12 protein-coding genes are annotated in these 14,680 nt (G+C 69.2%); 2 read left to right on the plus strand and 10 right to left on the minus strand.

Features of this window, described 5'->3' with window-relative positions; translation table 11 throughout:
* The first annotated feature begins 1,018 nt into the window (after positions 1–1,018).
* Positions 1,019–1,846, plus strand: a complete 828-nt coding sequence (locus tag AB0I16_RS31960) for a transcriptional regulator (RefSeq protein ID WP_363253148.1) — start codon at positions 1,019–1,021, stop codon at positions 1,844–1,846.
* Between the two features lie 23 nt (positions 1,847–1,869).
* On the opposite strand, the gene AB0I16_RS31965 is transcribed toward AB0I16_RS31960, so the two are convergent.
* The 10 genes from AB0I16_RS31965 to AB0I16_RS32010 form a co-directional block, all read right to left on the minus strand.
* Positions 1,870–2,244, minus strand: a complete 375-nt coding sequence (locus tag AB0I16_RS31965; RefSeq protein WP_363253149.1) for a hypothetical protein — start codon at positions 2,242–2,244, stop codon at positions 1,870–1,872.
* A 526-nt stretch (positions 2,245–2,770) separates the two neighbouring features.
* Positions 2,771–3,664, minus strand: coding sequence for a hypothetical protein (locus AB0I16_RS31970; RefSeq protein WP_363253150.1), 894 nt, complete (start codon positions 3,662–3,664; stop codon positions 2,771–2,773).
* A 105-nt stretch (positions 3,665–3,769) separates the two neighbouring features.
* Complete coding sequence (locus tag AB0I16_RS31975) at positions 3,770–4,570, minus strand: alpha/beta fold hydrolase (protein WP_363253151.1); 801 nt, start codon at positions 4,568–4,570, stop codon at positions 3,770–3,772.
* A 226-nt stretch (positions 4,571–4,796) separates the two neighbouring features.
* Positions 4,797–6,164, minus strand: a complete 1,368-nt coding sequence (gene dpgC / locus AB0I16_RS31980) for a (3,5-dihydroxyphenyl)acetyl-CoA 1,2-dioxygenase DpgC (RefSeq protein WP_363253152.1) — start codon at positions 6,162–6,164, stop codon at positions 4,797–4,799.
* Complete coding sequence (gene dpgB, locus AB0I16_RS31985) at positions 6,161–6,859, minus strand: enoyl-CoA-hydratase DpgB (RefSeq protein ID WP_363253153.1); 699 nt, start codon at positions 6,857–6,859, stop codon at positions 6,161–6,163. Before dpgB ends, dpgC begins: the two co-directional genes overlap by 4 nt.
* 23 nt (positions 6,860–6,882) lie before the next feature.
* Complete coding sequence (gene dpgA / locus AB0I16_RS31990) at positions 6,883–7,947, minus strand: 3,5-dihydroxyphenylacetyl-CoA synthase DpgA (RefSeq protein WP_363253154.1); 1,065 nt, start codon at positions 7,945–7,947, stop codon at positions 6,883–6,885.
* 238 nt (positions 7,948–8,185) lie between these two features.
* Positions 8,186–9,508 (minus strand): PLP-dependent aminotransferase family protein, encoded by a 1,323-nt coding sequence (locus tag AB0I16_RS31995; RefSeq protein ID WP_363253155.1) that lies wholly within the window; start codon positions 9,506–9,508, stop codon positions 8,186–8,188.
* Entirely contained in the window at positions 9,496–11,079 is a 1,584-nt protein-coding gene (locus AB0I16_RS32000) for an MBL fold metallo-hydrolase (RefSeq protein ID WP_363253156.1), read from the minus strand. The genes AB0I16_RS31995 and AB0I16_RS32000 overlap by 13 nt, the downstream gene beginning before the upstream one ends.
* An 861-nt stretch (positions 11,080–11,940) precedes the next feature.
* Positions 11,941–12,897 carry an anti-sigma factor RsbA family regulatory protein gene (locus AB0I16_RS32005; RefSeq protein ID WP_363253157.1) on the minus strand — a complete coding sequence of 319 codons (957 nt, stop codon included), beginning with the start codon at positions 12,895–12,897 and terminating at the stop codon, positions 11,941–11,943.
* Positions 12,894–13,769, minus strand: coding sequence for an MEDS domain-containing protein (locus AB0I16_RS32010; RefSeq protein ID WP_363253176.1), 876 nt, complete (start codon positions 13,767–13,769; stop codon positions 12,894–12,896). The genes AB0I16_RS32005 and AB0I16_RS32010 overlap by 4 nt, the downstream gene beginning before the upstream one ends.
* 454 nt (positions 13,770–14,223) lie before the next feature.
* Here AB0I16_RS32010 and AB0I16_RS32015 point away from each other — a divergent pair, with 454 nt between their 5' ends.
* Entirely contained in the window at positions 14,224–14,673 is a 450-nt protein-coding gene (locus AB0I16_RS32015) for an STAS domain-containing protein (protein ID WP_363253158.1), read from the plus strand.
* Positions 14,674–14,680 lie beyond the last annotated feature (7 nt).

Here is a 14,680-nt window from a genome sequence, read left to right on the forward strand (position 1 = left end):
CGGTCCAACCCGCCCGACAAGCGCAGAGCCATCGGGATGTTGTACGTCGCGCTCGGCCCCTCCAACTGCGTCAGGAACCACAGCCGGCGCTGCGCATACGACAACGGGATCATCGGGATTCCTCCTGTTTACGCATAACCGCGGTGGGGAACATGCCGCCGATTCGAATGGGTGGGATCCACCGGCGGGCGAGATGCCATGGATTCCGCAGTCGAGTACGGCTGGATATGTAATTGTCATTTCCAGCACGGAAATCAGCGGGCATGCCAAGCCGAGCTGTGCACAAGTGACGGCCTACCGGCACACGATCGGGATCATGATTCTCGTCGTTGGCCGGACCGGATACAAGGCATCTGGATCATTGCGTGGATCGGCCGTGCGGGCATCCCTCGCACGATCGGTGAAGGGGCGTCCTCGAACTGATCCAGTTCACTATGGGCCAGGTCGCAGGCCCGATCAATCCTGACGATCATCGTCCGTGACCGTCCAACTGCGCCCAGGCGGCACTTGAACAGGCACCGCGGCAGGACGGCGTGATCCACCCCGCCGCACTTGACGCCGACCCCTCCGGCGCATAACTCCTCTGGTTTGTCCAGCTGCTCAACTGCACGTACCACTCATTCTTTGGACAGTTTCACGCCGTATGCCCGCGAATTCACGGTACGCGAATCCTTCAATACGGAATAACTCACTCCGGAAAAATTCACACTTGCCCGTGCCGCAGTGAATGTAGAGTGGCTCTGTACGTCACGATCTGGCTTCATGCATGGCACAACCGCAAACAGATCCGAGACAGGTATCCACTTAGGGGTTGCTCTTGATGCGATCAGGAAGTGAAATGGCTATGCCTTCGCCGGAACACCGCACCGAGACTTCCAGCAGCCAGATCACGACCGTCCCCGTAGCTTCCTTGACGCCAGGCGACTCGCCTCGCTCCGGGGGAGTCGACGCCCAGCACATCACCCGGCTCGCGGAGACCGAGGGCCCCCTCCCCGCCGTCCTCGTGCACCGAGGAACGATGCGAGTCATCGACGGTATGCACCGTTACCTTGCCGCACTGTCGAACGGGCAGCGGATGATCGACGTCGAGTTCTTCGACGGAACCCCCGAAGAGGCCTACCTCCGTGCCGTCGAAGCGAATTCGGCCCACGGGCTTCCGCTCACACCCGCCGAGCGCAAAGCCGCGGCCGCGAGGATCATCGCGTCGCTCCCCCACATGTCCGACCGCGCGATAGCCAAGGCCGCGGGGCTCGGCGCCAAGGCCGTGGCCACCATTCGCCGTCGGATGGGCGAGACCCCTCAGTTGAAGGCCCGCGTCGGCCAGGACGGCAAGGTCCGTCCACTCAACAGCGCGGAGGCGCGGCACCGTGTCGCCGACCTGTTGGCCGAGCGTCCCGACGCCTCCTTGCGCGAGCTGGCACGCCTGGCGTGCACCTCACCGGCCACCGTCAGTGATGTGCGAAGACGACTCGCCTCCGGCGAGCCGCCCGCCCCGGGGCGTACCGACGCCGAGAAGCCGGCGTCCGAGGCCCCTGCGGTCCGTCCTCAGCCGGTCGGCCGGAGACCGCACCGCGGGATTCGTCTGGTGTCGCAGGATCCCACCACAGTGGTCGACAAGTTGTTGCGCGATCCTTCCCTGCGGCACAGAGAAGAGGGCCGTCAGCTGCTGCGTCAGCTTCAGCAGCACGCGATAGCCATGCAGGAGTGGCCCGAACTGGGTACTGCGGTCTCACCGCATTCCCGGGAGATGGTGGCGAGCCTGGCCCGGGAGTACGCGAAGGCGTGGCTGGGCTTCGCACAGGAGCTGGACGAGCGGCTCCAGTCCGGCTTCCTCGCCAGCGGATGAGTACCAGCGCCTGAGCCGGCCCGTCAGGAGCTCTCTTCTTCGTTCGGCCGGCGCGGGACCGGACTCGGCCGGAACAGGAAACCGCCCCACCCCTGGACTGCGCCCGTCACCGGCCGCCAGTCCCCCTCCTGCCAACCGTGCATCGTGTACGCCAGGGACACGGTGAGGCCGCGGACCACTTCGGCGGTTCGCTGCCTGTCCGGACATCGGCGTCCCCACCGCAGCAGCAGAGTGGGCCGGTCCCGCAGCAATGTCCCGAACGCGCCCAGCACCAGGCCGAGTTCGTCCTCGTCGAACTGGATACTGATGAGGTCGACCCGGGTCAGGTCCGCCTGCCGGCAGAATTCGTCCACCGTGGCCGCACGGCCCGTACTTCCCGGGGCCATGAGGCGGTGCACCCGCCCTTCCGGGCCGGCCAGCACCGTCAGTGCCGCGGTGCACCGCGAGCAGTCCGCCCCGACGGTCAGACAGACGGCGCCTGGGGACACCAGTTGTTTCAGTCCGGCGGCCTCCGGGTGGGGCGTCGGTCTGTGCGGCGGGCCCTGCGTCGGCGGGGCGGTGAACGTCTGCTCCTGGGAGCGCCCGGTGGGTCCTGGGAGCACCACCGGGCCGTTCGGGCGACGCGTGGCCTGTTCGGGGGCCCCGTCCGTTAACTCGTCGGCGCCCCCGCTCCCCGGTAGTCCGTCCCCTGCCACTGCGCATCAGTCCTTCCGGGTCGTACCGCTGCGCCGCCGCCGATGTCGGGGGGACGGCCTGTTGACGGTACGAGGCTAGGGCCCGCATCCGTCGCGCCGCGTCCACCGCCGTGCGTACCCGGGGTCCTCTCAGAAGACACCTTCTCTGGCTGTGTCCTCCCCGAGGCGTACGCCTCGGGGAGTGTTGTCTCTGGACGTTCGTCACCCGGTGCGCGGTCGCAGCCGGGATTCAGCCGGTGGCGAGGCGGTGCTGGTCCGCCGTCGCGTGCAGTGCCTGGAGGTCGCCGGGCCCGAGGCCGCCGGGGCCGCTGCGCTGGACGAGTTCGATGGAGAGCCTGTCGCCCAGGTGGGGCGAGCGGCCGTCGAGTCGCAGTCGACCCTGCTGTCCGCCTCGAACGTCGTCCGGTGTCCGGCCCGCGAGCTCGACGCCCTCGGCACGGAGTTCACGCGCCGCGTGTGTGATGTCGCGGACCATGAGCGAGAGTTGCTGTGTCGCGCCGTGTCCGTCGGCCACCAGGGAGAGTGTCGTTCCTCCTTGGAGGCCGCTCAGTTCCGTGCGGACGTGCGGACTGCCCGGCTCGCCGGCGCGTTCCGTCCGGCGCGGGAGGAGCCCGAAGCCTTCCTGATAGAGGCGGACGCAGTCCTCCAGACGTACTCCGCCCAGGCCGATCGCCACTCCGTTCAGCTGTCGGACGTTCTCGTCGCAGCCTGGGCACAGGGGCAGCCCCACCCATCTGTGGCCGCCCGGCCATCCTCTCGGGGTGCGCGCGGCGGGGAGGAGGGTGTGGGTCACACCGCCCGCGCCGGACAGGATCGGGTTGCCCCGTACGCGACCGGCTCCGCGGGCGCCCGCCCGCAGCGCCCGCTCCGCCGTCGCCGTGACGTCCGTGCAGGACAGGGCGATGTCGGCGATGCCCGCGCCGTGTTCGTCCAGGAACTTCCAGGTGGCGGGGCCCGAGGTGACGACCAGGCGGACGGCCCCCTGCTGCAGCAGCAGGGAACTCCGGTCAGGCGCGACGGAGTCCGCCACGCAGGCGAAGCCCAGGGTGGTGACGAGGTGCTGGGCGGCCCGCTGTTTGTCCTTGGCGTACAACTCGACGTACGCGATGTCGTGCCCTGCCATGGGTGTCCTTCCTACGCAAGGTGGTGCGGCGGTCTCCGCGTGGTGTGCGACGCCGGCCGCGCGGCGGTCGAACGGGGGCACGGGGCCGCGACCGCGGGTGGTCGGTCAGTACTTGCCGAGGAACTCGACCAGGGCCGTGTTGACCTCGTCGGGGCGTTCCAGGTAGCCGAGGTGGCCGCAGTCGGGAATCTCCACCAGGTCGCAGCCGGGGATGGCGTCGGCCACCTCGGCGACCAGGTGGGGCGGGCAGATCAGGTCGTCGCTGAAGGCGATGACCCGGCACGGCACGGTGATGCCGCGCAGCGCCTCCCGCCGGTCCCCGAGGCTCTCGACGGCCGCGACCTGGCCGACGGAGGTGCTGCCGCCGGTCAGCTCGAACAGCTCCAGCATGCTGGTGACGGCCGCCTCGTCGTTGAGGGTCGCGGGAGAGAACATCTCGGTGACCGTCTTCACCGCTTCGTAGTTGGCGGGCAGCTGGATGCCGTTCTCGCGCAGCGCGCGATCGGCTGCGCTCTGGGCGCGCCGGAAGGCGTCGGAGCGGGCTTTGGACGCGATGAGGACCGCGGAGCGCACCAACTCCGGTGCGGACAGGGCGAGTTCCTGGGCGATCATGGCCCCCAGCGAGGTTCCCACCAAGTGGCACGGTCCGAGTCCCAGGCGCTCGATGAGCCCGCGGGTGTCTGCCACGAGGTCGCTGAGGGTGTAGTCGCCCGCGGGGACGTCCGACGGCGCGATGCCGCGGTTGTCGAAGGTCACCGTCTCGTATCCGGCCCGGTTGAGTGCCGGTGTCTGGTGCATCGTCCACACCCGGCCCGACGCCGACGAGCCCATGATCAGCAGGACGGGCGTGCCGCTGCCCGACCTCTGGTAGGAGAGTCTGACGCCGTTGGTGTTCACGAATGGCATGACGAGCCTGTTCTCGTAGGCGACATGACGCACTCTCCGCATCGTCGGGCGGGAGAGTTCCGCGTGAGGGCTCGACCGGCGGGCCCTTCATGGGCCCGGCCGGTCAGCCGGGTGTTGACCCGGTGGGGCGCGGGGCCCCACCACGGATCACGATGGCACCGCACTTGGACGTCGATCAAGTGTGACCAGGTGCGTGGGTCGGTCGGACGCGGACCCGGGGGCCGTGTCAGGGCCGCGGTGCCGCTCCTTTAACCGTCGGGGCCGAGGCCGCGCTGAAGCGGCCGACCTTGTCGAGCACGTCGGAGCTGTGGATACGGATGGCCTGTTGCAGCGCGAACTCTCCCATGTAGCGACGGAAGTCGTCCGGTGACTCCTCCGCGAGGTTCAGCATGCGCCGGTTGGCGAGTACGGCGCTGCCACGCAGGCGCTCCACGCCGCGTTCCACGGCGAGGTCGAGGTCGACCCGGTCGTGCACCTCGTCGACCAGCAGCCGGGCCTCCGGCTCGGTCGCGAAGATCCGCTTGCCTTCGAGGATCACCTGCCGCGACAGGCGCGGCCCGGCGGAGCGTGTCAGTCGGAAGTTGGCGGCTCCCGGGACGATGCCCTCCTGTGCGGCGGGCAGACTGATGTAGGCGTCCGCGGCCGCGATGACGTGGTCGAAGACGAGCAGCAGTTGGGCGCCCCCGCCGATCGCGAAGGAGTCGACGACGGCGACCCAGGGTTTGTCGGTGGTGCGCGGCCGCCAGTCCGGTTCGTCGTCGGTGCGGACTCCGCGGATCAGCTTGTGGATGTAGCCGAGTTCGCGGCGGAGGAGGAAGCCGGTCAGGGAGATGTCGCCGCTGTGCAGTGCCTTGAGGTTGATGCCGGCGCTGAACACGCGCCGTCCCCGGTAGCGGGGGTGGGTCATCTCGCCGCCGCGCAGGAGTCCGACCTCGACTGCCGGGTCGAGGAGGGCGAGGTCGACGGCGGTCTCCATGTCGTCGACCTGGGCTTCGTCCTCGGCGTTCAGGGCGTCGTCGCGGCACATGGTCAGGCGGGCCACGGCGCCTGTGCGCTCCAGTAGGACGGATCCCAGCTCGACGCGGCCGGTTCCGGTGAACTCCGGCAGCAGGGCGGTGGCGCGGGGGGTCGGCCTGAGCATCGCGTCGAGCAGGTGCGTACCGGCACGGGGTGAGCGCAGTATGCGGCTGAAGAAGATGCCCTGGTCGATTTCGTGTCCCTGCTTGCGGGCCTGCGGCCCGGCACGTTCCGTGGCGAGCTGCTCGGTGGTGGGCACCAGGCCGGGGAAGGCCTTCGCGGCGGCCGTCGCGAGTTCGTCCAGCCGCAGGTGGCGGGTGCGCCGGTCGGTGAGTTCGTCGTAGACCTCCTCGGCGTGCGTGTCCATGAACGCGGCGCGAAGTGTCCTGTCGGCGTCGACGGCGGCCTCGGCGAAGGCCTGTTGCTCCGCGGAGCGGTCCACGGGCCGGGGCAGCGTGTCCAGCAGGGCCCGGCTGTGCCGCGTCGCCTCTTCCAACGTCTGTCTGGCTGTCGGCAGTTGGGCGCGTGCGCCGTCCAGGTGGGTGCGCAGTCGGGCGCGCACGTCGTTCACGCTCATGCGTTCGCTCCTGCCGCGGATCGGCGCAGGGCGCGGTCGCATGCGGCCAGGTGCACGCCGAGCGCCTCCTCGAAGCTGGTGCCCGCCGCGTCGTGCAGCAGCTGGCGCCGGATGGCGAGTTCGGTGCCGACGACGGCGCCGGCTCGTTCGGTGGCGATACGCAGTGCTTTCGGTACGTCGTCGGTCACCTCGTCGACGAGTTGCAGGGTCAGGGCTTCGGCCGCGTCGAGCGGTGTGCCGTAGAGCACGGCGCGACGGATGGGTGCGGCGTTCGCTCCGTGTCCCGCCAGCCGGTAGAGCGCCATGCCCGGCCAGGTTCCGCCGCCCTCGATCGGGACCGTCAGGCGCACCGAGCCGGTGGCGATGCGGTAGTCCGTGGCGAGAAGGACCTCCAGGGCGGTTCCTCCGCAGTCGCCGTCGGCGACGGCGACCGTGCCCGCGGGCAGCCGTTCCAGTCGGCGCAGGGCGCGCTCCCACTTACTGACCAGGGACACGGTGAGGCCGTCCGGCCGCGGTCCGCCGGGTGCCCCCGAGACCCTGACGACGACCGTGACCCGCCCCTTGAGGTCCTCGGCGGTGTCGCAGACCGAGCTGACGGCCGCCACCGTGTCGGCCGTCAGGGGTTCTCGTCCGTCGATCCGCAGGGTGATCTCCTCGGTCGCGGTCTGCGCCGTGGCCGCCGGTGTGCGCTTCATCGCTTCTCTCACCTGTTCTGTGGTCACCACTGCACCAGTGCGGTCTCAATGGTCGAGCCGGGGCCCATCGTCATCAGGACGCCGTAGTCGCCGGTCCGGGTGGCTTCCTCCCGGAGCAGTCGCTCGTAGGAGAACAGGAAGGAGCCGCTGGACAGGTTGCCGTAGTGGCGCAGGACACCGGTGGTGTGCCGTACGTCGTGGCGGGTGAGTCCGAGGTTGACGCGTACGGCGTCGATCACTTTCTTGCCGCCCGAATGCACGAGCCAGTGGTCGATGTCGCTGCGTCGCAGCCCCGCGCCCGTGAGCAGCCGGTCGACGACCTGTTCGGCGTTGGCGCCGACGACGTAGGGGACAAGGGGGTCGAGGTAGAAGCTGAACTTGTCCTGGTCCTCGTCCCAGTCGTAGCGCATCGCGTCGATGGCGTCCGTGATCAGGTGGCTGGCGAAGGCGAGGATGCGGGGTCCGTCCTGTGCCGGTGGGGTGCCCTCGGGGCCGTAGGCGGAGTCGGGTGGGTCGGCGGTCAGCGCGACGGCCGCGGCGCCGTCCCCGAACAGGCTGTTGACCACGGCGGTGCGCATGCTGCCGTCGATGACGTAGGCGGCGGAGCAGGCTTCCGTGCACAGCATGACGGCGACTTTGCCGGGGTTGGCCGTGACCCAGCTGGCGGTGGCGTTGAGCGCGTTGAGCCCCGCGTTGCAGCCCATGCCGACGACGTCGACGCGGCTGGTGCGGGGCAGGATGCCCATCTCCTTGATGAGGTGGGCGCTGAGACCGGGGCTGAGGAATCCGGTGGTGGTGGTGCAGCAGAGGTAGTCGATGTCGGCGAGGTCGAGGCCGGCGTTCTCCAGGCAGGCGCGTACGGCTCTGGCGCCCATGTCGAGGGCGGTCCGCTTGTGCTTGGCGAGGAGCTCGCCCTGGGTCTCGGGCAGCACGGATCCGTCGGCGTCCCTGGGCGGGACGGTCAGGTGGCGGTGTTCGATGGCGCTGTTGAGGAAGACCGAGCGCACCTTGGGGTCGGTGATGTCGAAGAGGTCGAGGATCTCCTGCTGGGAGTACGACGTATCGGTGACGGCGGTACCGACACTCATGATGCGTGGGACTCCGAGGCCCTTCGCCGGTGCGGCTGCGGGCGATTCCAGGAACGCGGTGGCGTGCAGGTGCGCGTCTGCGGTCGGCTGCGCGTCAGTGATCATCGAAAGGTCCATCCCCACATACGCGGCTTGCTGCGAATGAGACGTCGTGCTGTCGACACGGCACATCGCTTTCTGTGAGTGAGGTGAGTGAGGCGAGGGGCGGTACGGGCACGGGGGAGCCCGTGCCGGTGGTTCAGCGGGCCCTGGCCGCCTCCGACGTGATGAACCGGGCGAGCCTCGCGATTCCTTCGGCGATGTCCGCTTGGGTCAGGTAGCTGACGGACAGGCGCAGACTCCGCTCGCCACCACCCTGCGGATAGAAGTAGGACATCGGTGTCCAGATCACGCCGTTGTTCTCCGCCGAACGCACCAGGGCGGCGTTGTCGGCGGCGAAGGGGACGTCCAGGGTGAGGAAGAAACCTCCGGCCGGTTCGTTCCAGCGGACGCCGAGAGCGCTGCGTTCGGGCTCGGGGAAGCATTCGTCGAGCCGTTGGAGAATGGCACGCATCGCATCGCCGTAGTAAGCGGCGGTCCGGGTGTTCAACTGCGAGACGCGCCCGTCGGCGGCGAGCAGCATGCCGGCCACCGCGGCCTGGCTCAGGGGCGAGGTGTTCACCGTGACCATGCTTTTGATTTTGGTGAGTTCGTCGGCGAGCAAGCTCTGCCCGCCGTCTTCATCCACGACGACCTGGTCGGCGATGGCGAATCCGACGCGGGCGCCGGGAAAGAGCGTCTTGGCGTACGAGCCGAGGTGGACGACCCGCCGGTTCCGGTCGAGGGCTTTCAGGGTCGGCAGCTGCCGGCCGGGGCTCACCAGCCGATAGGGGCTGTCCTCAAGGATCAGGAAGTCCTCACGTGCCGCCAGGTCGAGGAGCGCGTGCCGTTCCTCGACGGACATCGTGGAGCCGGACGGGTTGGAGTGGTCGGGGACCACGTAGAAGGCGCGGGGGCGACGGCCGCGCTGCCGCTCGGCGACGAGCGCGGCGTCCAGATCGGCGCAGCGGAAGCCGTCCCTGCTCTCCTCCACCGAGGTCGGCTCGACGCCGAGCAGTCGGGCGGCGCCGGTCACCCCCACGTAGCAGGGGCTGGAGACGAGCAGGGAGTCCTCCGGCCGCGCAAGGAGAGCGCGCAGCGTGAGGAAGAGTGCCTCCTGGCAGCCCACGGTCACCACGACGGCCTCGGGCCGCACGTCGATGTTCTCGTCCTCGCGCAGCGAGTCCGCGACGAGCTCACGGATCTGTCCACCGGTGGGTCCGTACTGGAACAGCGCGTCGCGGACCTCTCCCGCGGTGGCCCCGCCCTCCACCAGATGGTCCAGGTAGCGGCGGATGTGCCGGAAGATCTCCTCGACGTCGAAGAAGCCGTCGTACGGCCGACCCGGTGCGAACGAGACCGCCTGGGGATAGCGGTGGGTGATCTCGTTCAGGAAGTTCATGGTGTCGAGCACCGGGTCGGCGACGCTGGCGTGCAGCTCCGCTCTGCGCAGAGTGGCGGGGGCCACGTCTACCAGCGCCATTCCTGCTGGCCGTAGAGGTGACCGGCCTTGATGTCGCGCTCCTTGCACCAGGTCAGGAACTCTTCGATCTGCTGGATCTGGTAGGTGTCGGGCGTGTAGGTCGTCGCCATGACGTGGCCGAGCCAGGGCTCCTCGCCCATGGCGTAGACGTACGCCTCCTTGGCGCCGAGTTCGGTCATGATCGCGCCGGCCTGCTCGGCGTTGGAGCCGGACAGCTTGCGGGAGTTGCTCATCTTCTTGGTGACCGGGATGGTGAGCAGCGCCTGGTAGAGCCAGGTGAGGGGGGCTCCGTCGCACTCCATGCCGAGGAAGGCGTAGTCGGCGGTGCCCAGTTCCTGCTTGATGTAGCGGTACAGGGTCGGGTCGATGCCGGAGGAGTCCGCGCCGATGAAGACGTTCTTGTCGGCGAGGCGTGCCCAGTACGTCGACTTGGCGCGGATGTCGAGGTCGCAGTGTTCGCCGAGGAACGGTGTGGCGGTGATCTTGCCGCCGGGGAACTCGACCTCGTCGAAGTCGTCGACCTCGATCACAAGGAAGCCCTGGTTCTTGAGCATCAGCGCCATGTTCGGGTCGGCCAGGTTGCCGCGCGAGGAGCGCGGCACCACGATCGCGCCGACGCGGCCGCGGAGCTGCAGCAGGGTTTCCAGGACGATGTGGTCCTGGTGCCCGTGGGTGATCAGTACGAGGTCGATGTAGTCGGGGAGGTCGTCGAGGGTGTACCGGTCGCCCGCGGTGCTGTCGGCGCTGATGAAGGGGTCCGTCACGATGGCGGCCTGCGGGGTCTGCAGCACCAGGCAGGCGTGGCCGAAGTAGCGGATGCGGCCGCCGGACTCGATGTGGCGGTCCTCGGCGAGGGACGGCTGCTCGCTGAGCATGTGGGACAGCTGTCCGGCCTGGGCGTCGTCGAGGCCGAGGGCCTCCCGGAGGTGGCTGAGCGTGGTGGGCCGCACCCGGGTCTTGAAGAGCTCCGCCAGACCCTCGTGACGGAAGGGGACGTCGATCTCCAGGACGTCCGGGGAGGGCAGCCGCGGCGTGCTCAGGACGAAGGGGCGTTCGATGCCGGTCTCGAAGGAGAGCTGCACCGACTGCCGCGACTCCTGGTAGATGTCGCTCTTGTAGACGATCGGCTCCATGAACCGCAGCTGAGCCTGGTTGTCGAGGTCGTAGGCGAGTTCCACCAGGCCACCGAGCTCCGGCGGCAGCTTCGGGTAGAGCGGGGTGAGATCGAAGCCGGTGGCGTTGGCGCGCAGCAGTTCCTGGCCCGCCACGATCGCGTCGGCGAAGCGGAGGATGTGCGCGCGGTCGCGCTTGATGGCGACGAGCAGGTCGCGGACCTCGTCGGCGCGCTCCTCGGCGATGTTGATGAAGTAGCCGCCCCGGAGTTCGGGGTTGTTGCTGGCCGCCACGTGTACCTGCGGCGACTGCAGGTAGGACTCGAGTAGCGGTACCTGAAGAAACGCGAGATTCATCGCCGACTGCACCGGTGCCGTCGTGTAAGGCCACGCGAAGAATCTGTCCATCAGCGGCTCGACAATTACTTTCGAGCGCAGGAACAGCTGCTGGTCAGCCACGGATTTCCCATCTATTGGAACGAGCACGAGAAGGACTCGCCCTGAAGCTATGCGCGGCAGGTCCGATGGATCAATGCCCAACGGCCGCCGGGGCGTTGTGTGCAACTGCGTCCTCGCCGCAGTTGGACAGCCGGGAAGTTCCACTTCAGTTATTACCGTACAGAAACAGCCGTTTGACTGTTTAACCGTGCCGTCGCGGCAGTTGAACGGCGGCCTTCCGAAATGCTGCTACGGTTTTCGGATTCTTCGTATCCCGGAAAGGACCGATTACGTGGCATCCGGCCGGGCGGGGCTTTTGTGCCGCCAGTCGGCGATGTCTGTCCCGGTGAGTCGGAGCCCGTCGTGGCGCGGACCTGGAAGTTCGCGAACTTCCGCGGACGATCGGAGTGCTTGCCGGCGTCGACCGTCTCCCGGCCGACCACTCCATGGGCGTGGTTGCAGGACAGCGGTGGCCGACGCGATTTCTCCTGTGCCCGGCCCGTGGGGTAGAGTCGATCATGAGCTCGCCGCCGGAACGACGGTGCCGGGCCCGGCGTTGGTGGTCCAAGGAAAGGCGCCCCACTTCCTGTGGGGAGATGCAGGTGCAAGGCCTGCCCAGCGCTCGCGAGAGAAGGTCCCGGCCTCCGTCATGGAGACCGGGACCTTCCGTCGTTCCCGGACCGCGTCGCGAGCGTCACCGAGGTTCGAGGCGTACGCGCGGATCTTCCACCCGGCTCGGCGCCCCGGGCCATGCCGTCGGCCGGAGGCGAGCAGAGGGGCGGGAGCAGGCGCGAGGGAAACGGCGTCTGCGCCTTCCCCTACCTGTTCTGCCTCCCTCTACCCGCGCTGCCTCTTCCTGCCCCCCTCTGCCTCGCCCCCGGGTCAGTCCAGGGCCATGTGGAGGCGCAGGGCGAGTCCCTGGGGCGTTGCTCTGATCTCCACCAGGTCGCACAGTTGGTGCATGATCCACAGGCCCCTGCCGCCGTTCGCCGCCCGGGGGTCGGGGCGGCGGCGGCCCTTGAGGGGGTCGGCCAGCAGGCCCTGGTCGCGGATCTCCGCGATGAGCTCGCCGTCGGTGCGCCACATGCGCAGAGTTCCTTGGCCGCCGCCGTGGCGGACCGAGTTGCTGGTCGCCTCACCGACCGCCAGGAGCCAGTCCGTGCGGCGGGCCGGTGCCAGGCCGGCCGCGGCCGCGCAGCGGTCGGCCTCGTCGCGCACGAAGGTCAGTTCTTGCTCACCGAAGGAAACGGCTACGGCATCCCGCGGCTCGGGCAGCGGGGTGTCGCAGTCGGAGCAGACCTCGTGGGGGTCGGCGTAGCGGGAGCTGGCGCGGTAGGCGCGGGAGTCGCCGACCACCGGGTGGGTGCGGTAGGCCTGGTCGAGGACGTCCTCGGGCAGTGCCGTGTCGTAGGGGCAGAGGATGCTGACGGGGCGCCCGGTGAAAGCGAGGTTGATCAGTGCCTCGTGCCGGGTCGCCTCCGCCGCTTCCGCCGGCGTACGCCCGACCCAGATCGGCTCTCCCACGATCGACACTCCTGTCGGTGCGTCCCCGGCACGGTCGGCGAACTCCTGGAGCATCGACAGGATGCGGCCGGGGTTGCGCCCGGCCTCCTGCATGTTCACCCACCTGACGTGCTCGCGGTTGTCCGCGACGAGGTCCTGGAGCAGCGGCAGGCGCGGGCCGGGCACGGCCACCAGGACGGAGTGCTCGCGCTCCACGGCGTCCCGCACGAACGTGCCGACGCCGTCGAGGTACTCGTTCTCGGTGCCGTAGAACAGCGCGGGGTGGTAGAAGGCGGCGTGGCCGGGGTCGGCCGAGGCCAGTTCGTGGGTTGTCATCGGTCCACGACCTCCACCACGGAGTCGAGCTCCGGGAACAGTTGCAGTAGTCGCCGCAGGGGCGAGGGTGCCTTCCGTACTACGAGCGGCGTGCCGCCCGGCCGCACCGCCGCGGCGTCGGCGAGCACGGCGAGCGAAGCCGCGTCCAGGTGGCGCAGGGACGAGAGGTCCAGCTCCACCCGGGGAGCCGCCACGCCCGAGACGACGGCGGCCGCGGCGGCGACCGCGTCCCGTGTGTCGTACCCGGCCGACCCCGAGAGCAGCAGTCCCGGCCGGTCCTCCAGCGGGGCCACTCGCAGAGCCGGTGCGGGGTGGGGTTCCCCCAGGTGCGTCAGGTGCGCACTCGCGAGAACACTGACGTACGCGTCGGACAGCAGGCGGCGGTCGTAGAAGCACCGTACCGTCAGCGGCAACCGTGGGAAAAGTTCGTGGTGCAGGCGCAGCTCGTACTCCAGGAGACGGTCGGCGCCGACGCTGTCCCTCGCCCCCCAGGACATCTCGCCGATCGCCCGCAGTCCCCGGTATCCGGAGGCGCGGGCTCCTTCCGCGGCGTCGTGCCACGACCCGATCATGGTGTCCGGGTCGAAACGGGAATCGGCATCGGTGAGGTGCGTCCACGCGGCGGCCGAGACGGACAGCTGCCCGCGGGCCACGGCACCCGCCGCGTCGATTCCCGCGTCGGCGAGCGCGCGCAGTACGCGTTCGGGGGTGGTGGTGTCCGCGAGGTACTTCACCTGCTCGCCGCTCTCCAGCCCGTCGCGGACGAAGGCACCGAGCTGTTCGGCCCACTGCCGGTCGTCGGAGAAGACCACGCTGGAGTGGCATCCCTCCAGCGGCTTCCGCTCGGGGGGCGCCGCCACCCTTCGCACCATCGCCACGCTGCACACCCCTCGTCCCGTCCGATGCAGCTTTCCTCCACATGGAAGCACACGGAAGCGGGGGCTCTCGTGGGCTTGGTCAGGCGGGGCCTCTCGCGGGCTCTTGCGCGGTGCCTCTCATCGGGGTCACAGCTCGTTGTCCCGTACTCGTGTCTCGTACTCGTACTCGCCTTCGTAGCCGCACTCGTACTCGTACTCGTATACGGGAACATACCTCCGCCGTCGCTCCGCCGGAAGGTCGGCCCGGAGGTCCGCCGCCGGGCTGTCTCCGCAAGGGGGCGTGTTGACTTCCGTGTCTAGTGCAGATTCACTAGAGCGGGACTGATGCTCTCGCACTATGGGGTAGCGATGCCGCAGCTGACGACAGGGGATCTCCCGGCAGGGGAGGCCCGGAGGAGCGTGCCGCGCCGATAACGTCGCACGTGAGCACGGAGAGGTGCGGGACACTGTGACCGACAACTCGTTCACGTCGCATGCCGTCGTCGACGCGGGAGTCGCGCGAGTGACGCTCGTCGGCGAACTCGACTGGGACACCGCTCCCTCCGTCCACGAGGTGGTCGCGGCCTGTCTGGTGAAGCGGCCGAGGAGTCTCCGCCTCGATCTGACCGGCGTCCACTTCTGCGACTGCTCCGGCCTGACCGCCTTGTTCACGGTACGGAACGCGGTCCTTCGGGCAGGCGTGGAGTTCCACGTCGCAGGAGTCGGGACGCAGCTGTCGCGGCTGCTGTCGCTGATAGGCGCCGACGGCCTCCTCACCGAGACGAACACCACATCCACGAGCCCGGGGACGGTCCACCGCGCCGGCGCCGAACCCGCTCACCGCGCCGCGGAGACGCTCACACGCGGCTGCGACGCCGCCGCCTCCGTCGAGTCCCGGCTCCGGGACCTTCTGGCATGATCGTGCG

The sequence above is a fragment of the Streptomyces sp. NPDC050703 genome, from assembly GCF_040654435.1.
Lineage (GTDB): Bacteria > Actinomycetota > Actinomycetes > Streptomycetales > Streptomycetaceae > Streptomyces.